This window comes from Paenibacillus sp. fava2, assembly GCF_058313675.1.
This window is the reverse complement of sequence record NZ_CM177755.1, coordinates 3091371-3113490: the sequence shown is the minus strand read 5'-3', so window position 1 is coordinate 3113490 and position 22120 is coordinate 3091371. Positions and strand designations below refer to the sequence as shown.

The window sequence follows — 22120 nt, the reverse complement described above, 5'->3', positions numbered from 1 at the left end:
CCGACATCATTGTAATTGATTATCATTCTCAATAATCATATTCTCAATACTAGCATGCCTGAGCGAAGTTTCAATGCACTTTCTCGGCGGATTTTTTATACAAACTCATTTATTTAAGTATTACTCAGCAATAAAACAGAGACAGCCGTAACCAAAATGCAGGTCACAGACTGCCTCTCTCTTAACCTTATAAGCTCTATTCATCAACCATCCGCTTCTTATAAACATAGGCGGCAACCGCATGAATCACGAGCACCCATGCCAGGATGACCAGCAGATGCAGCAGCGTATCGCCCAGTCCTTCCCCCGTCTCTACACGGTTCGCCAGCTCCAGCAATTGGAGGTTCGGCATATATTCTACTACAGCCAGCACCGGATAGTTCTCAATGAGCGGGATAAGCAGGGAGCCGGAGGTGAAGATAAGCATAACCGGAACGATAACTACCGATGCTTCCATAACCGATCTGGTAAACAATCCGATTAGCGTGCCTAATCCAACATAGAACACGGCGGATAACAAAAGCGCAATAGCAATCACAGCCATATTCCGGGGATTATAGTTACTAAGCATGATTGATCCCGTGACGACTACCACTGTCGCGATGAAGCTCAGCAGGCTTTTTCCGCAAAAAATTTCCATCGTGCTGGCTGGAGACAGCATCAGTCCGCGCAGCGTATTCTTCTCCTTCTCCTCAGCAATCAGCGCGGATTGGACATAGGTAGCGACAAGGATAAAACCCATATTAATAACTATATAATAGGAGCTAATTGTGCCCATCCCCATGCGTCCGAACAAAGCAGCCATCAGTAGCGGCATGAACAAGGTAGTTGTTACATACAGATTGCGCGACAGGTCTTTATAATCCTTTTGCAATATAGCAAATATTCTTCTCGTTGAAAATGTCATGCCAGCTTCCTCCCTGTCACTTCTACAAATATATCGCCTAACGTCGGTTGATTCGAATGCACGGATACAAGCTGGCCCGTGCTCATATAGCGGAACATCTGGTCAGCACCTTCAGGCCCCTTCGGCACAATGACCATACTGCCGTCGGCTAACTCGACCGTCAGAGTGGGCTCCCCCCGCTGCTGGCGCAGCTTTTTGGGGCTGTCCAGCAGCCTGATTTCCCCATTGTTCAGGAACGCAACCCGGTCGCATAACGCCTCGGCCTCGTTCATATCATGCGTAGTCAGGAAAATCGTCGTACCTTTTTCTTTTAAGTGAAGAAGTCCTTCGTGAATATGCTTCGTATTAACCGGATCAAGCGCCGAAGTCGGCTCGTCCAGGAACAGCAGCTCCGGCTCATGCAGAAATGCCCTGGCCAGCGTAATCCGCTGCAGCATACCTTTGGACAGCTTGGAAACTGCCTTCTTCTCTTCACCCGCCAGATTGACCATCTGCAGCACCTCAGCAATCCTTTGATAAGGCACACCGTAAAGATCGCAGTACAGCTTCAGATTATCGTAGACATTCAGCCTGCCGTACAAGGCGGTGTTGTCTGTGATGATTCCGACCTTTTGCCGGTACTTCTCAGACTTTAACTGTTCCGTGCTGACTCCAAAAGCGTATGCGCTTCCGCCTGTCGGCTTGAGCTGGGCAGTCAAGATTTTAATAGTAGTTGTTTTACCGGAGCCGCTGGGGCCAAGGAAGCCGAATATCTCTCCTCTTTTTACATTGAACGTGACATCCTTCAGCGCCCTGGAAGCTCCAAATGCTTTCTGTAATGAAGTGACTTCAATAATGTTCTCCATCGCCTGCTCATCCTCCGCCCTTCTGTTGTCTATGTCCAAATCGTACGGCAAACGCTGCAGCAGCGCATTAAAATCACCGTGAAAGGAGCACAAAAGAGCGTGAATGGAGCATATGTATACCTGAATGGAGCTTATTTCAGCCCCATCATTTCCTTTAATTCGGCCATTTTGGTCTTGGACAAGGGTACCGAGGTCTTCGCTGCATCATCAAGTACAAGACTATAGCTGTTGCGGGTGAATGTGATGACTTCACGGACCTTCTGGAGATTAACAAGATAGGAACGGTGGCAGCGGAAAAATCCGTAGGAATGCAGACGCTCCTCCAGTTCATTAATTTTAAAAGCTGTCGGATAGAGCTCACCGCCAATCGAGAGCCGGGTCTGTCCGTCGCTGCTTTCCACATAGTCTATTTCCGGCGGGTTGAACAGAATGATCTTGTCGTTCATGCGGGTCGGGATTTTTTCAAAACGGAACAGCTGGAGCGTCTGCCCGGCTTCATCCGGTAATTCGTCCTCTGTTAACATTTCAGAATCCGGCTGACTGCCTTCCTCCGGCAATGGTTCTGCTTCATCCGCAGCCTGTCTGTATGTATCCGCATCCTGCTCACTTACAGCTGACCCGGTTGACGATTCCTCCTCAGCTTGTATATCAAAAGCCTGCAGTCCCTTTTCATCCAGCCTGTACACCCGGTTCGTCACACTAAGCGCCGTTTCCATGTTACCGGTTAAAATAAGCACCGCTTTGCCGCTGTCACACAGCTGCTGCACAAGCCGCCGGAATACAAGCTTCGTTTCATTATCGACGTTCTGGTCCGGCTCCTCACAGATCAGCAGCTGCGGGTCCTGGATAATCAGCCGGGCATATTGCACCCGTTTTCGCTCGGAATGGCTCAGCGCGGATAGCCGTACTCCGGCCTTGGTATCGAGCCTGACCATCCGGATTACCTCATCCACCGGCCGGCCGGAGCCATACAGCTTGCTATAAAAGCGCAGGTTCTCTTTTACCGACAATCTCGAATACTGACCTTCCTCCAGCAGCAAAAAACCGGTATCCGGCGCAGCCTTCCTGACGCGTCCTGTATATGTATGACCATTAATGCAGATCTCGCCTCCGGTAACAGGCAATTTGCCTGTAAACATACCCAGGAGCACGATCCTTGCGTTCATGCCTGTGTGAAGCGCGACCGCCTCATGGCGGGTTAATTCCATTGTAAATGCGGGAAATACAACGGAATGTTCGGAATAACTTTCTAATTGTCTGATTGCCAGCACCGTCACTTCATCACCTGACCCGTTTGTTTATAGTTTTGCTGTCAAATCTTTCATTTTCTGAATCTCTTCTATATATAGTAGCGTCTGTTCACTTCTTTTTCAAAAAGAGAATTGCAAATAGAGGATTGATTTCCGGAACATTATATTTTACAATGAACTCATAAACGCGCGTTTACAAGTAAAACAACTACCCCGGCCTTAACCGGTCGGCAGCTGTTTCCGCTTGAAATACGAGGACATTCATCTTAATGGATACATATCAGGTCCTTGTATTCTGGCAAAAAGGGGGCAATATGCGCAGCGAAGATATAGCGAGGCTCGCAGGGGTGTCCCGGAGCACGGTGTCCCGCGTGATCAACAATTACTCCAATGTCCCTGAAGAGACGCGGGCCAAGGTGCTGAAGGTTATTGAGCAGCATCAGTATGAGCCCAACAGCTTTGCCAGGGCTTTGGCCGGCAAGAAGACCGATACGATCGGACTTTTTGCCATCAGCATGAACGAGAAGGAGAACACGACCCGGATCTACCAGAATAACTACTTTGCGCCCTTCGTCGATGCCGTTGTCGACACGGCGAATGCCAGAGGCTGTTATGTGTTGATCCACACCGTCTACTCCCCCGATGATTTCCTGAAGGTCAAGCAGGCTTTTCTGCAGAAACGGATTGACGGCGGCATTATCGTCGGCACCCAGAAGGACATTGATATCGTGCGGGAAATGGTTGGACTGGACTCCCCGCTTGTGCTGATTGACTATGATATTTCGGAGATCATGGCTGAGCACCTGGACCGCAATCATCTGGCTATCGTTAATTCCAAGGATTATGAGGGCACGGTTGAAGCCATTGAGCATCTGATTGGACTTGGCCACAAGGAAATCGGCATGATCTGCGGACGGATGAACACTTATTCCGGCAGGGAACGTTACATGGCCTATGCGGATACGCTGAAGCGCCATGGGTTAACTCCAAATGAGCAGTTTGTTCTTCAGGGCGATTTTTTGAAGGAGAAGGCTTATGAAGAGGTTAAGAGGCTGATTGCTTTAGGCAGTCCGCTGCCGACCGCTTTCTTCTCCTCCAACGACGATATGGCGATTTCCGCTATGGAAGCGTTCGCCGAGCACGGCATTTCCGTGCCTGAGGACATCTCTATTGCCGGATTCGATGACGTGCAGCTTGCTGCCCGCATTCATCCCAAGCTGACCTCTGTGCGCCTGCCGATTTATGAAATGTCCAAGGCTGCCGTCGAGAAGGTCATTGAGCTCTGTGATTCGCAGCAGCCGACCTTCAGCACCATCAGCTTTCCGGCCCGGCTGGTCGAAAGAGATTCCTGTCAGCCGCCGAAGGCAACTTAAAGAGCATATAATATCTGATTTTTCAAGAGAAACTCCCTTTGCCCCAAGGGAATTTTTTCTGACTCCCGTAAACGCGCGTTCACAATCGAAAGGAGACTCTCCTAAATGAAATTCGGAACTTTTGACGACACTCGCAAAGAGTATGTAATCAACACCCCAAAAACACCTTATCCATGGATCAACTACCTCGGTAACGAGCAATTTTTCGGTCTTATTTCCAATACTGCCGGCGGTTACACCTTCTACCGTGATGCACGCATGAGAAGACTTACCCGTTACCGGTATAACAATATTCCGCTGGACAACGGCGGCCGTTACTACTACCTGCATGACGATGGTGATTTCTGGACTCCGGGCTGGATGCCGGTTAAGCGTGACCTCGATTTCTACGAGTGCCGCCACGGTCTTGGCTACACTTCCATTACTGGTGAGCGTAACGGGATTTCCGTTAACCAGCTTGCTTTTGTACCAATGGGCCACAATGCAGAAGTACACCGCCTCATCGTTAAGAACACTGGCGATGTGAAGAAAACCGTTAAGCTGTTCTCCTTTGCCGAGTTCTGTCTGTGGAATGCCCATGATGATATGACCAACTTCCAGCGCAACCTGAGCATTGGTGAAGTCGAAGTCAAGGATTCCGTTATCTATCACAAAACCGAGTACCGTGAGCGCAGAAACCACTACGCGTTCTACTCTGTAAATAAACCGCTGGCCGGCTTCGACACTGACCGTGAATCCTTCCTCGGCATGTTCAACGGACTGGACAATCCTGCTGTGGTCGCTTCCGGACAGGCAAGCAACTCCGTAGCTTCCGGCTGGTCGCCAATCGGCTCCCACGCTTTGGATATTACGCTCGAACCGGGCGAACAGCAGTCCCTTATCTTCGTACTCGGCTATATCGAGAACCCGGAAGATGAGAAATGGGAAGCACTGAATGTTATCAACAAAAAACCGGCACAGGCTGTTATCGATCAGTTCGCCACAGACGAGCAGGTTGACGCTGCACTTGCTGTTCTGGCTGCACACTGGGATAACCTGCTGTCCAAATATCAGATCCAGAGCGGTGACGACAAGCTGAACCGGATGGTTAACATCTGGAATCCGTACCAGTGTATGGTTACGTTCAATATGTCCCGTTCCGCTTCCTACTTCGAATCCGGTATCGGCCGCGGTATGGGCTTCCGCGATTCCAACCAGGACTTGCTCGGCTTCGTTCACCAGATTCCTGAGCGCGCCAGAGAACGTATTCTCGACATCGCTGCTACCCAGTTCCCTGACGGCAGCGCGTATCACCAGTACCAGCCGCTTACCAAAAAGGGCAACAACGAGGTCGGCTCCGGCTTCAATGATGATCCGCTCTGGCTGATCTCGGGAACTGCTGCTTACATCAAGGAAACCGGCGACTATTCGATTCTTGATGAGCAGGTTCCTTTTGACAGCAATCCGGACCATACTGCTACCCTGTTTGAGCACTTGAAGCTGTCCTTTGAGCATGTTACCAACAATCTCGGACCACACGGCCTGCCGCTGATCGGCCGCGCAGACTGGAATGACTGCCTCAACCTGAACTGCTTCTCCACTGTTCCGGGCGAATCGTTCCAGACCACTGAGAATATCGCTGGCGGCACAGCAGAATCCGTGTTCATCGCCGGTCTGTTCGTCTTCGTTGGACCGGACTATGCCGAAATCTGCCGCATGCGCGGACTTGACGATGTAGCTGCAGACGCTGTAGCCAAGATCGAGAACATGCGTCAAATCACGCTGACTCACGGCTTCGACGGAGACTGGTTCCTGCGCGCTTACGACCACTACGGCGATAAGATCGGCAGCAACGAAAATGAAGAAGGCAAAATCTTCATCGAGCCGCAGGGTATCTGCGTTATGGCCGGTATCGGCGTTGAAGGCGGCCAGGCAGCCAAGGCTCTGACCTCTGTAGAGGAGCACCTGGATACTGAATACGGTATCGTATTGCAGCAGCCAGCGTACTCCAAGTACTATCTGAACCTTGGTGAAATTTCCACGTACCCTCCGGGCTACAAGGAAAATGCCGGTATCTTCTGCCACAATAACCCGTGGATCATGATCGCTGAAACGGTGCTTGGACACGGGGACAGAGCGTTCGAAATCTACAAAAAAATCGCTCCGGCCTACCTGGAGGACATCAGCGAAGTACACCGGATGGAGCCTTATGTGTACTCCCAGATGATCGCCGGTAAAGACGCTGTGCGTCACGGTGAAGCGAAGAACTCCTGGCTGACAGGTACAGCTGCATGGAACTATGTAGCGATTACCCAGTCGATCCTTGGTATCCAGGCTGATTTTGCCGGTCTGAAGGTAGATCCTTGTATCCCTTCCGAGTGGGATGGCTTCGAAATCACCCGCGTATTCCGCGGCGACACTTATGTCATCACGATTAAGAACCCGAACCATGTGTCCAAGGGCGTTGCTAGCCTGACTCTCGACGGCGCTGCTGTTGAAGGCAACATCATTACACCAGTGGGCGACGGCGCTGTGCACCAGGTTGTTGTAGAACTTGGTTAATTAGACGCTTAGGCGGATTTAGTATGTAAAATAACCCGGTTACCCGCAGATGCGGTGTAACCGGGTTATTCTTTGTGTGCTGCCTGGGTATTGTGCTATCGGAGGCTTGTGTCCAGTATACGGGCAGCTGCAAATGTTCAATCTATTGTATTTTGTACAACAGATCGCTGAGAATCCGGCTGAATAATCGGATCTGTTGCATTTTGTACAATCATTTTTAAAGAATCAGGCGATTGCGGGCATAAAATTAAAATTCTGTTGCATGAAATACAACCGAAGACCATTTCCCCCGCTTTATTGAGTATTCTATTGCAGAAAGTGCAATCATGGCGCATTCCCCGCCAGGTCAATCAATCGTAACCAATCCCCACTTGCCTTCCTTGCTCTGCATGAACCAGTAGTTCGGGCTGTCGGCCCTCTCTTCACCGTCTGCGGTAATCCAGTTGTAATTCACATTCATCACTACTCTGCCTTCTGGCTGGTTAGAGATGTAATCCACTCCGGTGAAGGTAATTCCGCCCCCGGTCTTGAAGCCGAACTCATTCGCCTTGGCCAGATCGGGCGTTGTAAAGGCACTGTTGAACTGCTCAAGATCCTCATTGACGATCCCCTCAAGTGCGTCCTTAAGGCTCGCCTTAATCTCATCATTTACAATCGGATCAGAGATGGCATCAATGTCAAAGGCAATCTCCCGTTTGTATTCCACTGTGTCCGTCTCCGGCGTTCCTGCCGTTTGCTGTGCGGCAGATGATTCCGGGCTGGTGACTGCTGCAGAAGGAGTTGTTTCTGCCAGCGGAGCGGCAGTCTCAGCAGGCTGCGGAGTCCCTTCCTGCAGCAGCGCTGCTTCTCCGGCCTGTCCGTCCGCGCCGTCCAGCTGCCTGCTGTTTCCACAGCCTGCCAGCAGAAGGGCTGCAAGCACAGGCAGCACTATATAAAAACGTCTCATAAGTATCCTCCTTTAACCCGGATACTTATGAGACGCCCACGCCGTGCAAAAAGTTGCTGTCTAATACATGCAGCTGCAGCTCTGCCTTCCGTCCGCTTCTTGCCCAAAGTAATAATTAGCTGCCTAATCCGCTGCCTGGACAACCGTTGTCCAGCAGGCTCAGCTTATTATCTGCATTATGGGCACTATTCCCGGATCCATACCTTCATCTCTCCGCTGCCGCGGTTGCCCCACAGGTAATATGGAATAGCCGTAATCTCGACAGGCTTGGTCCCGGCCTTAGTACTGCCGTATAATTCACCGTTCCAGCTCGCCTCATCTACTCGGAAGCCTTCTGTCTTCACAATTACAGCTCCGCCAAGCAGCGAAGCATCAAAGCTCTCCGAGAACGCTCCGGCTCCATTCAATGACAGGGAGCTGAGCGTCCCGCCGTTGTCGGATTCCTCCAGACAATAGACCAGCGGTCCCCGCTGAATGGCTGTCTGTCCGGCATCCGCGCGCAGCTTCGGATTGGCATAGATACGGCTTGCCTGCATCGGCACGCTCAGCTCGATGACATCCCCGGCGTTCCATACGCGGCGGATGACAGCATACCCTTGCTCCAGCCCAGCACTGGTATCTACCGCTTCACCGTTCACTGTCAGCTCAAAGCCTTTGCTCCAGGAAGGAATCCGCACCGCAATGCCGAACGCTGCAGCCGCAGCCGGCTCCACCTTTAATTGCACCTTACCCTCCCAAGGGTAATCGCTCTGCTGGCTCACAGAAACCTCCTGTCCGCCAAGTGTAAAGACGGATTCACTGCCGATATAAAGGTTCGTATACAGGGTGTCTCCGTGGACAGTATAAATGTACTGATTCAGTGATGTGAGCAGACGCGCCACATTCGGCGGGCAGCAGGCACAGCCGAACCAGCCCTGGCGTTCTGCCTTGACATGATGCTTACCCGGATTGCAGCTGCACGCCTGCGGCCATACTTCCAGCGGATTGACATAGAAGTAGTGCTTGCCGTCCTGGGCCATGGAGCCTAGCACATTGTTATACAGTGCACGTTCCATAACATCCGCATATTTGGCATCGGGTTCAAGCTCCAGCATCCGCTTTGCAAAAAAGATCAGGCCGATGGAGGCGCAGGTCTCCGCATAAACCGTGTCGTTAGGCAGATCGTAGTCAAAGGTGAACGCTTCACCGTGATGGGTAGAGCCGATCCCGCCGGTAATATACATCTGCTTCTGCGTCATGTTCTGCCACAGCCGTTCGCAGGCCTCGCGCAGCCCGGCGTCACCGGTGAGCGCTGCTAAATCTGCCATTGCAGTATACATATAGACTGCCCGGACCGAATGGCCTACGGCTACACTCTGCTCGCGGACCGGAAGATGCGCCTGGAGATAGGCCAGATCAGTCTTGTCCGTTTTACCGCTCCAGTGGGTAACCTGTCCCCGGTCCTCCCACTCCTTACGCAGGAAGTTAGGCTGCTGTCCGCGCTGGTCAATAAAAAAGCTGCTGAGCTCGAGATATTTCTGCTCGCCGGTAAGCTTGTATAGCTTCACCAGTGCCAGCTCGATTTCCTGATGCCCGTCATATCCTTTAAGCTTGCCCTCTTCAGGTCCAAATACGGAAGCGATGTGATCAACCAGCTTGCGGACAATGTTAAGGAGCCTGTCTTTGCCTGTCGCTTCATAATAAGCAACTGCAGCTTCGATAAAATGGCCTGCACAATACAGCTCATGGCAGTCCTGCAGGTTGGTCCAGCGGTTACCCGGTTCTTTAATAATGAAATAAGTATCCAGATAACCGTCCGGCTGCTGTGCTGCACCGACCAGCTCGATCACCTCATCCGCCCGGCGCTCCAGCTCCGGATCACGTTTAATACTCAGGGAATAACCGACGGCCTCCAGCCATTTGGCCACGTCACTATCCTGGAATACCCAGCCCTTAAATTCACCGGTCCGTCTGCCGGCAGCGATTTCAAAATTGGCAATGGCATGGCTCGGCTCCGCTTCCGGCACACGGTCATGCAGCGCTTCATATTGATACGGGATCACAACATCCTGAACCAGCCTGATATAGCGTCCCCAGAATTCGTCTTTGATTGAGGTTTTGCCCTGCAGCGTATTCTTTGTCTGAGTTATTTTGTTCATTTTATTCTTCCCTCCGTAAAATATTTCTCCTCGCTAATTGCCATTATAGACGGTAAAATGAAACAAAAACAGGATCAGAAGCAACCCTGTTTTTGTACTATTTCACACTAATAAAAGGGGCAGTCCGATGACAACCATACCTTCATATATCCACATGGCGGCGCCGCCCTTCCCTTATTTTCTGGAATGTGACCGGACTGTCTATCAGCGTGGTGACCAGCATCCAAACCGCAGGGCAATGGGCAAATTCGACCTGATTTTTGTCGAGGAAGGGTGTCTGTATCTCGGGGAAGAGCACAAACAATGGGCTGTGCCCGCTGGCCATAGCCTGCTGCTGCTGCCGGACCGTTATCACTATTCGGCCAAACCCTGCGAGGAGCAGACTACATTTTTCTGGGTTCACTTTCATACCGTCGGAGAATGGGCCGAAGCGGAGGGCGAGCCGGTCTATGCTGACCGGGACGCCCATTTCAGCCAGTTCCTTACTCATCCTTATACGATCCGGGTGCCGCAGTTTGGCGCATTGCCGGACCCGTTTGAGCGGAGCGGACAGGCTGAGCTGCTGATCCAGCTGAACCGGGCCAGACGCTCAAGCGCAGTATGGCAGCAGCAGCGGATATTCGAAGAAATGCTGCGGATGCTGGATCTGGCGCAGCAGGATACCGCCGGCAGCCATGCCGTGGAGATCGCAGAGCAGACGGAGGCTTATCTCCGAAATCATTATGCCGAACCGCTGACTAACAATGTCCTGGCAGAGGAGCTTCATTTTCACTACAATTATCTGGCCCGCTGTATGAAGCGTGTATACGGCCTGACGCCGATGGAATATTTGACCGACTACCGGCTGGAGCAGGCCAAGCTGCTCCTTCTGAAGACCGAAATTTCTGTTGCCGGCATCGCTGAGCGGACTGGGTTTGAGAGCACAGCCTACTTCTCGCGGCGCTTTACCCGCAAGGTCGGCATCTCTCCGCTGCGCTACCGCAAGCGGTATTCACGTTAACAGCATAATACCCCCATCGCAGGCATCCGCGTATAGGCAGACACAAGTAATGGGGGTATATAAAAGTTGCAGAGCTTATGATTGTCCTATGTCAGCCGGATAAGCACGGAATTCATACAGCTCCCTGCAGTAAGATAAACCCCCTATTCTTACAGAGTTCGGCGTGTATTCCCTGATCCGGTCACCATCCTCCAGAATATCATCCTCATATTCCTTAACAGCTACTGCAACCGATACTTCTGATAAGGCGGCTGCCAGAAGATCCAGATCGCTCTGCAGCACTTTGTATGTATAATCCATCCGCTGTTCACCTGCTTTACTTAAAATTCAGTTTATTCGTAATCATTACTATTAATATAGTTGTTTTTATGTTTGCCTGCAAGTTTTATTTGTATCGTTTATTATGGTTTCGTATAAAACAAGCTATGCCGGACAACCTAAAGCCACGTTCCTAATTTTATATTATAAGGAGATGTGCATATGTCAGGAGTGCTCAGCGGCAGCCCGAAGGACGAGCCGCTTCATTACGGGGAAATATATGGCCTGTGGCAATTTTCCGCGTCTGCCAAAATGGCATTATCCGCTTTTCAGGCCTTCCATTATCATGCCGGAGACAGAGAGCTGAAAGAAATTATTGATGACTTCATTGATCAGGTGCACCGGGAAATCAAAGCATGTGACAAGCTGCTGAAGGTGAACGGTTTCATGGCGGCTCCGCAGCTGCCTGACCGTCCATCGGCAAGGCTTGAGGACATTCCTGCCGGAGCCAGATTTTCAGATCCGGAAATTGCCGCAGCTTTATCATCCTCTGCTGCTGCCGGACTGGTTGTATGCAGCCAGGCTGCGGGTATGTCAATCCGCGAGGATCTCGGAGCCATGTACATGAAGTTCCATTCACAAATGACCGCACTCGGGCTTGCACTGCTCCATTTGAACAAAAAGAAAGGCTGGCTGGTGCCCCCGCCGCTGCAGCTTAAGTCACGGGAGCCTGTGCCCGTCTGATTATGAACCCTGTCATTTGATAATCCTGCGCAAGCAGGATTTTTTGTATTCCGGCTATTTTTTTCCAGTTTCCCGCATATTCATTAAGACATGCCTTACTTGTGGAGATGTTGAATATGCGTCCATTTTTTCGGTTTGCGGTTATTCTGCTGGGGAGCCTGCTTATTGCAGCCGCAACCAACTTTTTTCTGGTCCCCTACAAAATACTGGATGGCGGAGTAATCGGCATTGCCTTGATTATCAATTACATAAGCGGCATCAAGATCGGACTGGCTGTTATCTGCTGCAGCCTCCCCATATTCCTGCTCGCCTGGCTAAAAGAGCGGGATATTTTTTACAACAGCATAGCCGGCCTCCTGGCTTCCTCCTTTTTAATTGAGCTGCTCGCACCGCTTCAGTATTATTTTCTGTATTATATCGAGATCGGCTCCATCTCCAGCGCAATCATCGGCGGCTTTCTTATGGGCAGCGGTCTCGGGCTGATGCTGCGCTATAAAGCCAGTACAGGCGGGACAGATCTGCTCGCCAAGTTTATGAGACGGTATATTCCGCTTAATGTCGGGGTGCTTATATTTCTGAGTGATATTGTGATTATCGGAGCGGGCGGACTTTTGATTTCCAAAGAAACCTTCTTCCACTCCCTTCTCACCATTATAGCCGGTGGGGTAGCAACAGGATTATGGACTCTGGATAATTGAATGATCGGGTCACTCCAGCAAAATAAATCAAAATTGGTCCGTTAAAATTTATCTTTTTTCTGATGGGGATGATTAAGGGTTGATCTTTTTCGGAATTGCGGCGACAATCGGATATATAACATTCCAGGGGAGGATCTAACGAAGTTGGACAGCACTAGCAACAACAGCAACACTTCCGCGCATGACATCGTCGACCTGTGCCTGCTGGCCGGTAAAATCATGCTGCAAAGCGGAGCGGAAACCTACCGTGTGGAGGATACCATGTCCCGGATGGCTGCAGCCTTGGGATTTCCGGGAGCCCACAGCTATGTGACCCCGACGGTTATCATGTTTACTACAAGCAGGACAGAGCCGGTGAAGCTGTTCCGGATTGCGGAACGGACTACCGATCTGAAGAAAGTATCGGAGGTCAACGATATTTCCCGCCGGCTCAGTGAGCGCCAGCTGACAGCAGCCGAAGCCCGCGAACGCCTGGGGGCCGTGGATGACGCCGCCCATGCCTACCCGGCCTGGATGCAGATCGCAGCTGCTGCCGTAACCGGCTCCTGCTTCACTGTCATGTTCAAGGGCAGCCTCTGGGACGCGCTTCCGGCCCTGCTGGTTTCCGCACTGGGCTTTGCTGCAGCTACCTGGCTGCACCGGCTTGTCCAGATCCGGTTCTTCGCCGAGTTCTCCGCCTCCTTTCTGATCGGCCTGCTGGCTTTCCTTTCGGTCAGAGCCGGAATCGGCCAGGAAATGGACAAGATTATTATCGGCTCGGTCATGCCGCTTGTTCCCGGGCTGCTTATTACAAACGCAGTCCGCGATCTGATGGCAGGCCATCTGGTATCCGGCCTGTCCAAGGGGGCTGACGCCTTCCTGACTGCGTTCGCCATCGGTACCGGCATCGGGCTTGTGCTGTCGCTTTTCTAAAATATACGGGGTGAAAGAGGTCTATCGTTCATGATTCTGCAATTCGTTACCAGCTTTTTCGCAGCTGCCGCCTTCTGCATTCTGTTCAATGCGCCGGCACGGGCGCTGCTGCAGTGCGGGTTCGCCGGAATGATTGGCTGGGTGCTGTATCTGGAGCTGGACAAGCAGCTCGATACGGTGGTCGCCACCTTCCTGGCTACCGTCGTTGTCGGGGTAATCAGCCAGTTCTTTGCCCGCACCTACAAAATGCCGGTCATCATCTTCAGCGTCGGCGGTATCATTCCGCTCGTCCCCGGCGGACTGGCTTATGATGCCATGCGCAAGTTTGTGGAGAACGACAACAATCAGGCGATTCAATACGGTGTACAGGCTCTGCTGCTCTCTGGCGCGATCGCTACCGGTCTGGTGCTCAGCGAAGTGCTGGGCCAGATGTTCCGCCGGAGAAGGATATAGATACAAGCAAATAAGTCCGCCTGCAGGCAGGGAATACCCCCGGCTGCAGGCGGACTTTATTCGGGTTAGCTTTTAAAAGGGCTGGAACTGCTTCCGGTCAGATCGAAGCCTGCCCTATAATCTTCTGATAGCTGGCAATATCCAGCCATCTGCCAAATTTATGGCCGATTTCTCTGAACAGGGCACTCTGCTCATAGCCGTGCCTTGTGAATAAACGGCGGCTGGGCTCATTGTCTGCGCAGACTGTGGCGACAAGCACGTGGAACCGGAGTTCGGCCGCTTTTTGCTCAATAAACTTTAGCGCTTGACCGCCTATGCCCTGTCCGCCGCACCCCGGCTGCAGATAGATGCTGATCTCACCGGATGTATCATAGGCCTGTTTGTTCTTATGTCTGGCAATCAGCACATAACCCGCCAAGCTGCCATCCTGCAGGATGGCATATGATTTATAGCGCGGATCACCGCTTAATACCGACTGTCTCATTTCCTCCAGCGTCTGAGGCTCTGTATGAAACGAAATGGTCGTATTCAGCACATAATAATTATATATATCCAGCACACTTGCCAGATGCTCTTCAGTGATCTCCTCAAAAGCCAGACCACCCGCAGCGATTGCTCTTTCCCCCACAGTTAATCCTCCCAGATTGATGTCTCTAACTGATCTACGAACCGCCGCAGCCTGCCGGCAATCTTGAGATTGATCGCCCCGGTCTGGTACATCTGCTGCACCGTGTCACGCTGCTCCTGGATCGCCTTCAGCTTCAGCTCCAGCTTCTGATCGTCAATAACCCCGTCTTTGCTCCAGCCTTCGCCCTGTTCCAGGCGTGATTCGATTTGCTCATACTTATGAATAACCCGCTGCGCCGCTTCACGGTTCTCTGCGTTGATGCCGCTGCTGACGGCACTGACTGCCGCCTGGCACATGGCGATCTTGGCTTTGCGGGCTTCTTCGGCATTCTGTATGGCCTGCCGCCCGTCTTCACCGCCCAGCCGTCCGGTAAACAAGCCGGAGAACAGCCGCTGGAGCTCAGCAAGTGAAAACTTCACATGCGTGTCAAAACGCTGGCACAGAATGGACTCCGTATGGTCCAGCATTTCCTCCATCTTCACCGCGACGGGTGCCGGAATGGTCCCGTTCTCCGTCATCCGCCGCAGCTCGGTCCGCTCCGCCTCAATTCCGCTGAGCCGGGCTTCAACGCTCATTCGGCGCATTTTCTCGGCTGCCGGATCGTTGTCTGCCCTGAGCGCACAAATGCGGTCAATCTTGTCGGTGAACTCCAGCAGGGCAGGCTGATTCGCACGCTCACCTGTCTCGGTGACCAGACTGCGCAGCATGCTCATCCCGGCATCAATGACTACCGATCTTGCCGCCAGTTCGGCATTCCCCCTGCCCGGTGCCTGGAGAACCGTTGCTTCTTCTTCACCTGCCAGCAGCGGAAGCAGGATGCTGGCAATGACAAGCGACATCAGAATGACGCCTGCTGCCAGCGCGATAATGAGATCTCGTTCCGGAAATGGCGTTCCGTCTCCAAGAGCCAGCGGTATGGAAAAGGCCCCCGCCAGTGTAACGGCTCCCCGTACCCCGGAAATAGAGGTAATCAGCAGGGATTTGAGCGGTGTCCGTTTCTCTTTAAACCTTAGACTTTCAACCAGGGAATAGAGATAGACCCAGACAAAGCGCAGCACGATCAAAAGTGCAGTAATAGCCAAAACATAACCGAACACCTTGAAATTATCAAGCGATTCATCCCGGTAAATGACCTCAATTACATCCGGTACCGACACCCCAAGGATGAGAAAGACCAGACCGTTCAGGACAAACAGAAGCACTGACCAGGTACTGGCCGATACGAGCTGAAGTTTATATTGCGGTGAAGCTGCCCGGTCCTTCTCAATCGCATAGACCACACCGCCGGCGACAACAGCAAGGATACCGGATACCCCAACCTCCTCGCTGATCAGGTAGATGATAAAGGGCGTAAGAATCTGCAGCAGCACATGCATAGTAACGTCCTCCATGCCGAACCGGCGCAGAAAAACGCTCAGACGGATCAGCAGAAAAGACAAAACCGCTCCCAGCAGCAGACCGCCTGCTGCAATCAGCACGAAGCTTAATGCCGCTTTGGGCAGTGAGAACACGCCGGTAACCGCAGCGGCAATCGCAAATTTGAAGGCGACCAGCCCGGAGGCGTCATTCATCAGCGATTCTCCCTCCAGAATCCGGTGGATGCTGCCCGGCAGATGCACCCTTCCGGCCAGCGAACCGACCGCTACCGCATCGGTCGGCGACAGGATGGCCGCCAGCGCAAAGGCTGCCGCCAGCGGAATCGACGGAATCATCCAGTTAATCGCGTATCCCGCCACAATAACGGTTACAAAGACCAGGCCAAGCGCCAGCAGCAGAATCGGCGCCCGCAAATTCCACAGCTCGCCGCGGGGCGTCCGCCTGCCGTCATTGAACAGAAGCGGGGCAATAAACAGCACAAAGAAAAGCTCAGGTTCAAAATGCATATGTATCCCCGTCGGGACCAGTGCCGCAATGACACCAAGCCCGATCTGGATCAGGGGAATCGGCACAAACGGAATGAACCTGTTCACAACATTGGATACTGCAATCAGTCCCAGCAGTAAAAGTACGGCAAGAAAAGTCTCCAAGCTGCATCAGCTCCGATCCCACGATTTTACACCTTATTATATCCCAAAAGGAGGCATAACCGCATCACCCGGCTATGCCTCCTGCAATCTAATTATTTCTTCGCGGATTATGATTCCGATACAACGGTGAACCGTTCGCCAACATGCTCCGGCTGCTCTATCTCATCTACAATGGCGATCGCATAATCGGCATAGCTGACATAGCTTTCGCCCTTGGAGTTGACCAGCAGATGATCCTTACCCTTAACATATGAGCCTGTTCTGGCTCCAACTGCGAAGTTCGCGGACGGGCTGACAAAGGTCCATTTCAGGCCTTCCGTGCCCTGCAGAATCTCCAGATTTTTGCCCTGATTCAGCGCAGTCGGCTTAACAAAGTCAGGGAAGCCGGGAGTCTCTACCACTCTGGTCGTTTGGGCTTCATCAACAAACAGGCTGCCTGCCCCGCCGACAACGATCAACCGTGTTCCCGGTACATCTTTCAGTGCGTTAATCAGAACATTTCCGGCATCCACATGCAGATGCTCCTGGCCAAACGGAGCACCGAAGGCATTTACAACAGCATCAAATCCTTTCAGATCGCCGGCTGTCAGATCAAAAACATCCTTTTCCAATACAGCGGCTCTGCTATCCGTTACCTTCGCGGCACTGCGTACAATGGCTGTTACTTCATGTCCTCTGTGGAGTGCTTCCTTTACAATTTCACTTCCGGCTTTGCCGCCTGCTCCAATAACTGCAATTTTCATAATCGTTCCTCCTGTTAGTTCTGCACAATTAAATGAATTCCGATGTTCCATGGATCTGTCAAAATAGCTCCGTCTGCCGTCTCCGTTACATCATATCCGGCCTCCCGCACCCGCTTCGCTGCAGCTGCAATCTCCTGTCTGTCAGGCAGCTGCAGGGTGAAGTAATCGATCCCCGGGGCACTCTGCGGAGTCGCCGGCGCACCCTGGCCGGCCCAGACATTCAGCCCCATATGGTGATGATACCCGCCGGCCGAGATGAACAGAGCCGAATTCCCGTAACGGGTGGTTGGCTCAAAGCCAAGCGCAGCCACATAGAATTTCTCCGCTTCCGCAAGGCTGCCCACATGAAAATGCACATGCCCGATTACGGTTCCTGCAGGCAGCCCGTTCCACGTTAAGCCCTCCGAAGCGGCCAGCAATCCGTCCACATCGACGGGATCAGTTGTCATAATGTAATCTCCGGCAGCATCACGCTTCCACGTATCACGCGGGCGGTCCCGGTAAAGCTCGATCCCGTTATCGTCAGGGTCCTGAATATAGAGCGCTTCGCTTACCAGATGGTCACCCTGCCCTACCTCTATGTCCGAAGCGATCAGATTGCGAAGCACCAGGCCAAGACTAGGGCGGTCCGGAAGCAGAATGGCGAAGTGATATAACCCTGCCTGCTTGCGTCTTAACAACTGCGGATGTTCAATCTCCCGCAGCACCAGCAGCACCTGCTGCCCGTCCGCTGTCAATTCTGCTTCCCGCCCGCTTTGGCGCAAAACCTGCAATCCAATCACATTCTGATAAAAAGCGAGCGACCGCTCAAGATCGCTTACTCTAATCTGAACCAGACCAATCTGTGTGCCCTCATGCAAAATTGCTGTTGCCGTCATGGTAAACCCCTCCTGAAATAGCCGCTTCCGTTAAATCCGGTATTCTACGGCTTAGTGTTAACCTCAGCTACTATTGCCATGCACTTGTAACTGTCACCGTTACACTTTAACTAACTTTAGTATAGTTGCGCCCCAAAAGTTTGTCAATTACTTTTACGAAATGCTATCTGATCCTTTGGTTTCCCTGATAAATCCGGTTCTCCACAGCCATTTCTTGTACCCACCCCAACAACTCCGTCCTGCTGAAAATAAATTCATTATCGACCCTAAAAAAAGGCAGCCGCTTTCCGATATACACGCCGTTATTGCTGAGAATGGCATTTTCGGCCTTAATAATGTTGGTCACCTGTTCTTCCTGCAGATTCAACAGCTGCGCCGTTTCCTGGAGTGTCAATATCTCTTTGGCTTCCAGCTGTGCCTGTACTGCCGCTGCTTGTGCAGCCTTATCGCTGCTTTCAGCTCTTTCATTGCTGATAATCAGGCATCCTGTAATAAAAGAAAGGCTCAGCATCAGACTCGCACCCAGCATCACAAACGTATTACTTTTCATATGTATCCTATTCTCCTTATCCCATTCTTCCGGCATATTCGGTCAGCAAACCGTTTTTCTGCTTCCCTTGTGCCAGTTTACAGGTTTTGGAATAAAGTGTATACCCTCATGTTTCCGTCAAAAAAAAGGACCCCGCCGGCGCCCGGCAGGGTCAAAGTCTATTATAAGGGGGTCATGTGATTACTATAATGCCCGAAGCTTAAAATCACATGAACCGCAGGTAAAGGTTTGATAAAAAGAATAATCCATCTGTTACAAAACAAATAGACCCTGCCGAGGCACGACAGGATCTAACGGTAATGCATCCACTGGGGGGTGGAGACCTCAACTATACTACCCAAACCTTAAAATCAGATAAAATCCTGCTGAAAGCCAACTTAAATTTAGAAATTGTCACATTTTTGCTACAATTACTTTTAGAGGAATTCCATAAGGACCGGCACATGGTTCCAGCCGCTATCAGACAGCCGGGATCTGGTCCACAATCTGATCGAGCGTAACCTCCTGCAGCACCTTCTCCATTGCCTTCTGGGCCATGGAAAAGACCGGCACAATCGCACCTGCGATATTTTTGCCGACAGTACACTCCGGATTTGGATGATCATGCACGGAGAACAGGCTGTCTTCCTCTACAGCATTAACGGCCCGGTATATATCCAAAAGAGTAATCTCTGCCGCACTGCGCGTAAGCTTGGCACCTGCCACACCTGGCCGGACCTCCACCAGTCCGGCCTTGTTCAGCATGCCGGTAAGCCGCCGGATGACCACCGGATTGGTGTTCACACTGCCGGCAATCCATTCGGATGTGCTCTTGCCTTCCTTATTGCTGTCTATTAACGTCAAAATATGAATAGCAACCGCAAATCGGGTGCTGATGTTCATGGGTATCTCTCCTTTGAAGCCTTCAGACAAAAGCTATAGATGCAACTATAATAGTTACATTTCAGACAGATGTCAATCCCGCCAGCAGCTCTTCCACCTGTGCGGGATACTTTTTGGATAGTCTGGCCTTGGACAGGTTGCTCTTCACAATTCTGATCATCCGTTCATCACCGCTTGCCGCGAGCCTGCCCAGCAGGGCGAAGCCCGCTTCCGGTTCAGCGGCTACGAACAGGCTCAGGCAATACTCCAGCCCCTTGGACAATACCCGGAAGTGTTCGGAATCATATCCGGCTGATCGACCTTTCAGGATTACATCTGTGATTTCCGCGGCCAAATTCAGGCTGTATTGTGCCTGATCCCCTGATTTGAGCAGTGGCGGATGAGCCAGGCCAGCCATAAAGGCACGCTGTTCCAGCATCGTCGCCTCCGGCCGCCAGCTGTCCAGCAGCTCCTGCAGATCAGGGAAATGATACTCGCCAATATACTGCAGTCCAATTGCCGCCGCCTCACGGATCCGCCACCTGGCATCGTTCATTGCCCGTTTAAGCATCTGCTTAATCAGGCCGTGCCGAAGGCTATCCGCAAAGGGATAATGGACAGCACAAGCCTGTACAGCACAAAACGGCAAATATTCACCGGAATCTTCCGCCCATTCCGTCAACAGAATCCATGCCGTGTCCGATATTTCCGCTCCCGCATACCCGCGGGCGAACCGGGCTGCCAGCTCCAGATTGGCCCGCGGTCCGGGCAGGCCGCTGCGGAGCTGCAAGTATTCCTTCAGCAGAGGCCAGCTCTCCCGGTTATGGGTCCACTCCTGTAACGGCACGGTATCTTCCTGCTTATTACGCATATCCATCATCCCTTCACGAAATGTTATCACTGTCTCTGAACAATTCCCTGTGTAACGTAGGGGTAGTCGATCTGCTGCTTCACCGTCAGCATAGCCTCCTCACCGGCCAGAAGTGACAACACATATAATCCAAGATCAATGGATGTCGAGACACCTCCGCCAGTTATGATGTTACCGTCATGAACGATCCGGGCTTTCACAACATTGCTGCAGTAGGGCGCCAGTAATTCATAGGCAGACGGATGTGAGGTTGCACTGCGTCCAGCCAGAAAACCGGCGGCGCCTAACAGCAGCGAACCGGTGCATACAGAAATTTTATAGGGAACCTCCGCTGCGCTCTGAAGCCACTTTATGTAATCAGCGTCATCCCGGAGTTTTCTGGTTCCAAGACCACCCGGTACAAAAATAAGGTCATAACCTGATAAATCAGGCTGCACCCGTCCTACTTTAACTGTTAAACCCAATTCATCCGAAACTTCTTCCCGCATGCCGCAAATATCCCATTCCAGCCCTTGCCCGGCCTCAAACTGCCCCAGCCGGTAAATCACATCATAGAAGCCCGCGAAATCCAGAAACGTTACTCCATCGAAAAGAATAAAAGCCATTTTCACACTGACTCTCCCCTTTCCACGCAGTTATTTTAAGTAAAACAACAAAGGCTGTCCCGGACAGCCCTTAACCTGACTACCGGTACAGCCCCAGATGCATATCTGTAAAACTTAACGCCGCCTTATAGCGTGCAGCTCTTACGCGCTTGTCAAAATAATCGGCTTGCCCTTGGTCACGATAATCGTATGCTCAAACTGGGCAACCCGGCTGCCCCCCTTGACGCTGAGGGTCCATCCGTCACTTTGCTGTTCCGCGAAATCATCCCCGGTACTCAGGAAAGGCTCCACCGTAATGACCTGGCCCTCTTTCAGCACCGTCGTTACACGCGGATTGTAAAACGGCAGAATTTCAAACGGCTTTTCATGCAGCGCTTTGCCGATCCCGTGGCTGCACAGGTTGCGGATGACCTTATAGCCGCGTTTACCGGCTTCCAGCTCCATCACACGGCCGATTTCATTGACCTTCATCCCCGCCCGCAGATGGTTGATCACACTCATCATAGTCTCTTCTGTACTGCGGCACAGGTGAAGCAGCTTCTCATTATAGGGCGGGAGCTGAAAGGAGACTCCGGCATCCGCATAATATCCGTTCAGCACAGCCGAGACATCAATGTTAATCAGGTCACCCGGCTGGATAACCCGCGGGCCGGGAATCCCGTGAGCCACCTCATCGTTAATACTGATACAGGTGCTCCCCGGAAAATCATAGGTTACTTTTGGTGCCGATTTCGCGCCATACCGCTCCAGCAGCGCTGCGCCAATCCCGTCAAGCTCGGCCGTTGTCATACCGGGCACTACCTGCTTCCTCATCTCGGCAATTGTATGTCCGACCACTTTACCTGCTGCCTTAAGTCCTTGCAAATCTTGATCATTATCGCTTGTCATCTGT

22 protein-coding genes are annotated in these 22120 nt (G+C 51.9%); 7 read left to right on the top strand and 15 right to left on the bottom strand.

Annotated features, from left to right (window positions below):
• Nucleotides 1-196: 196 nt before the first annotated feature.
• From AC4G46_RS13260 to AC4G46_RS13250, 3 genes are all read right to left on the bottom strand, one after another.
• Nucleotides 197-907, bottom strand: coding sequence for an ABC transporter permease (locus AC4G46_RS13260; protein ID WP_491128347.1), 711 nt, complete (start codon nucleotides 905-907; stop codon nucleotides 197-199).
• Complete coding sequence (locus tag AC4G46_RS13255; protein ID WP_491128870.1) at nucleotides 904-1752, bottom strand: ABC transporter ATP-binding protein; 849 nt, start codon at nucleotides 1750-1752, stop codon at nucleotides 904-906. The genes AC4G46_RS13260 and AC4G46_RS13255 overlap by 4 nt, the downstream gene beginning before the upstream one ends.
• 131 nt (nucleotides 1753-1883) lie before the next feature.
• The gene (locus AC4G46_RS13250; RefSeq protein ID WP_491128346.1) at nucleotides 1884-2960 is read right to left on the bottom strand and encodes a LytTR family transcriptional regulator DNA-binding domain-containing protein; all 1077 of its coding nucleotides are present in this window, start codon (nucleotides 2958-2960) and stop codon (nucleotides 1884-1886) included.
• 311 nt (nucleotides 2961-3271) lie between these two features.
• Between AC4G46_RS13250 and AC4G46_RS13245 the strand changes: the two genes are divergently transcribed.
• Together AC4G46_RS13245 and AC4G46_RS13240 are read left to right on the top strand one after the other, a co-directional pair.
• Nucleotides 3272-4375, top strand: a complete 1104-nt coding sequence (locus AC4G46_RS13245) for a LacI family DNA-binding transcriptional regulator (protein WP_491128345.1) — start codon at nucleotides 3272-3274, stop codon at nucleotides 4373-4375.
• Between the two features lie 105 nt (nucleotides 4376-4480).
• Nucleotides 4481-6916: a glycoside hydrolase family 94 protein gene (locus tag AC4G46_RS13240; protein WP_491128344.1), complete on the top strand. Its 2436-nt coding sequence runs from the start codon at nucleotides 4481-4483 to the stop codon at nucleotides 6914-6916.
• A gap of 346 nt (nucleotides 6917-7262) precedes the next feature.
• Here AC4G46_RS13240 and AC4G46_RS13235 read toward each other — a convergent pair whose 3' ends face one another.
• Both AC4G46_RS13235 and AC4G46_RS13230 read right to left on the bottom strand, forming a co-directional pair.
• Nucleotides 7263-7862 (bottom strand): hypothetical protein, encoded by a 600-nt coding sequence (locus AC4G46_RS13235; RefSeq protein ID WP_491128343.1) that lies wholly within the window; start codon nucleotides 7860-7862, stop codon nucleotides 7263-7265.
• A gap of 185 nt (nucleotides 7863-8047) precedes the next feature.
• Complete coding sequence (locus AC4G46_RS13230) at nucleotides 8048-10000, bottom strand: glycoside hydrolase family 127 protein (RefSeq protein ID WP_491128342.1); 1953 nt, start codon at nucleotides 9998-10000, stop codon at nucleotides 8048-8050.
• Between the two features lie 127 nt (nucleotides 10001-10127).
• Between AC4G46_RS13230 and AC4G46_RS13225 the strand changes: the two genes are divergently transcribed.
• Nucleotides 10128-11000, top strand: coding sequence for a helix-turn-helix transcriptional regulator (locus tag AC4G46_RS13225; RefSeq protein WP_491128341.1), 873 nt, complete (start codon nucleotides 10128-10130; stop codon nucleotides 10998-11000).
• A gap of 75 nt (nucleotides 11001-11075) precedes the next feature.
• On the opposite strand, the gene AC4G46_RS13220 is transcribed toward AC4G46_RS13225, so the two are convergent.
• Nucleotides 11076-11300, bottom strand: a complete 225-nt coding sequence (locus AC4G46_RS13220; protein WP_491128340.1) for a hypothetical protein — start codon at nucleotides 11298-11300, stop codon at nucleotides 11076-11078.
• A gap of 180 nt (nucleotides 11301-11480) precedes the next feature.
• Between AC4G46_RS13220 and AC4G46_RS13215 the strand changes: the two genes are divergently transcribed.
• The 4 genes from AC4G46_RS13215 (at nucleotide 11481) to AC4G46_RS13200 (ending at nucleotide 14065) form a co-directional block, all read left to right on the top strand.
• Complete coding sequence (locus AC4G46_RS13215; protein ID WP_491128339.1) at nucleotides 11481-12002, top strand: DUF3231 family protein; 522 nt, start codon at nucleotides 11481-11483, stop codon at nucleotides 12000-12002.
• 116 nt (nucleotides 12003-12118) lie between these two features.
• The gene (locus AC4G46_RS13210; RefSeq protein ID WP_491128338.1) at nucleotides 12119-12700 is read left to right on the top strand and encodes a YitT family protein; all 582 of its coding nucleotides are present in this window, start codon (nucleotides 12119-12121) and stop codon (nucleotides 12698-12700) included.
• A 144-nt stretch (nucleotides 12701-12844) separates the two neighbouring features.
• Entirely contained in the window at nucleotides 12845-13612 is a 768-nt protein-coding gene (locus AC4G46_RS13205) for a threonine/serine exporter family protein (protein ID WP_491128337.1), read from the top strand.
• Between the two features lie 30 nt (nucleotides 13613-13642).
• A complete protein-coding gene (locus tag AC4G46_RS13200) occupies nucleotides 13643-14065 on the top strand; it encodes a threonine/serine exporter family protein (protein WP_090717707.1) in 423 nt (140 codons plus the stop codon).
• Nucleotides 14066-14162: 97 nt separating this feature from the next.
• Here AC4G46_RS13200 and AC4G46_RS13195 read toward each other — a convergent pair whose 3' ends face one another.
• The 9 genes from AC4G46_RS13195 to map form a co-directional block, all read right to left on the bottom strand.
• Nucleotides 14163-14693, bottom strand: a complete 531-nt coding sequence (locus AC4G46_RS13195) for a GNAT family N-acetyltransferase (RefSeq protein ID WP_491128336.1) — start codon at nucleotides 14691-14693, stop codon at nucleotides 14163-14165.
• A 2-nt stretch (nucleotides 14694-14695) separates the two neighbouring features.
• Nucleotides 14696-16720 carry a Na+/H+ antiporter gene (locus AC4G46_RS13190; RefSeq protein WP_491128335.1) on the bottom strand — a complete coding sequence of 675 codons (2025 nt, stop codon included), beginning with the start codon at nucleotides 16718-16720 and terminating at the stop codon, nucleotides 14696-14698.
• 107 nt (nucleotides 16721-16827) lie between these two features.
• On the bottom strand, nucleotides 16828-17463 hold the full coding sequence (locus AC4G46_RS13185; RefSeq protein WP_491128334.1) for an NAD(P)-dependent oxidoreductase: 636 nt from the start codon (nucleotides 17461-17463) through the stop codon (nucleotides 16828-16830).
• 14 nt (nucleotides 17464-17477) lie between these two features.
• Nucleotides 17478-18341 carry a VOC family protein gene (locus tag AC4G46_RS13180; RefSeq protein WP_491128333.1) on the bottom strand — a complete coding sequence of 288 codons (864 nt, stop codon included), beginning with the start codon at nucleotides 18339-18341 and terminating at the stop codon, nucleotides 17478-17480.
• Nucleotides 18342-18504: 163 nt separating this feature from the next.
• On the bottom strand, nucleotides 18505-18891 hold the full coding sequence (locus tag AC4G46_RS13175; protein WP_491128332.1) for a hypothetical protein: 387 nt from the start codon (nucleotides 18889-18891) through the stop codon (nucleotides 18505-18507).
• Between the two features lie 459 nt (nucleotides 18892-19350).
• Nucleotides 19351-19773 (bottom strand): Rrf2 family transcriptional regulator, encoded by a 423-nt coding sequence (locus AC4G46_RS13170; protein ID WP_491128331.1) that lies wholly within the window; start codon nucleotides 19771-19773, stop codon nucleotides 19351-19353.
• 61 nt (nucleotides 19774-19834) lie between these two features.
• Nucleotides 19835-20632: a hypothetical protein gene (locus AC4G46_RS13165; protein ID WP_491128330.1), complete on the bottom strand. Its 798-nt coding sequence runs from the start codon at nucleotides 20630-20632 to the stop codon at nucleotides 19835-19837.
• Nucleotides 20633-20649: 17 nt separating this feature from the next.
• The gene (locus tag AC4G46_RS13160) at nucleotides 20650-21234 is read right to left on the bottom strand and encodes a DJ-1/PfpI family protein (protein WP_491128329.1); all 585 of its coding nucleotides are present in this window, start codon (nucleotides 21232-21234) and stop codon (nucleotides 20650-20652) included.
• A gap of 135 nt (nucleotides 21235-21369) precedes the next feature.
• Complete coding sequence (gene map, locus AC4G46_RS13155; RefSeq protein WP_491128328.1) at nucleotides 21370-22116, bottom strand: type I methionyl aminopeptidase; 747 nt, start codon at nucleotides 22114-22116, stop codon at nucleotides 21370-21372.
• Nucleotides 22117-22120: the final 4 nt, after the last annotated feature.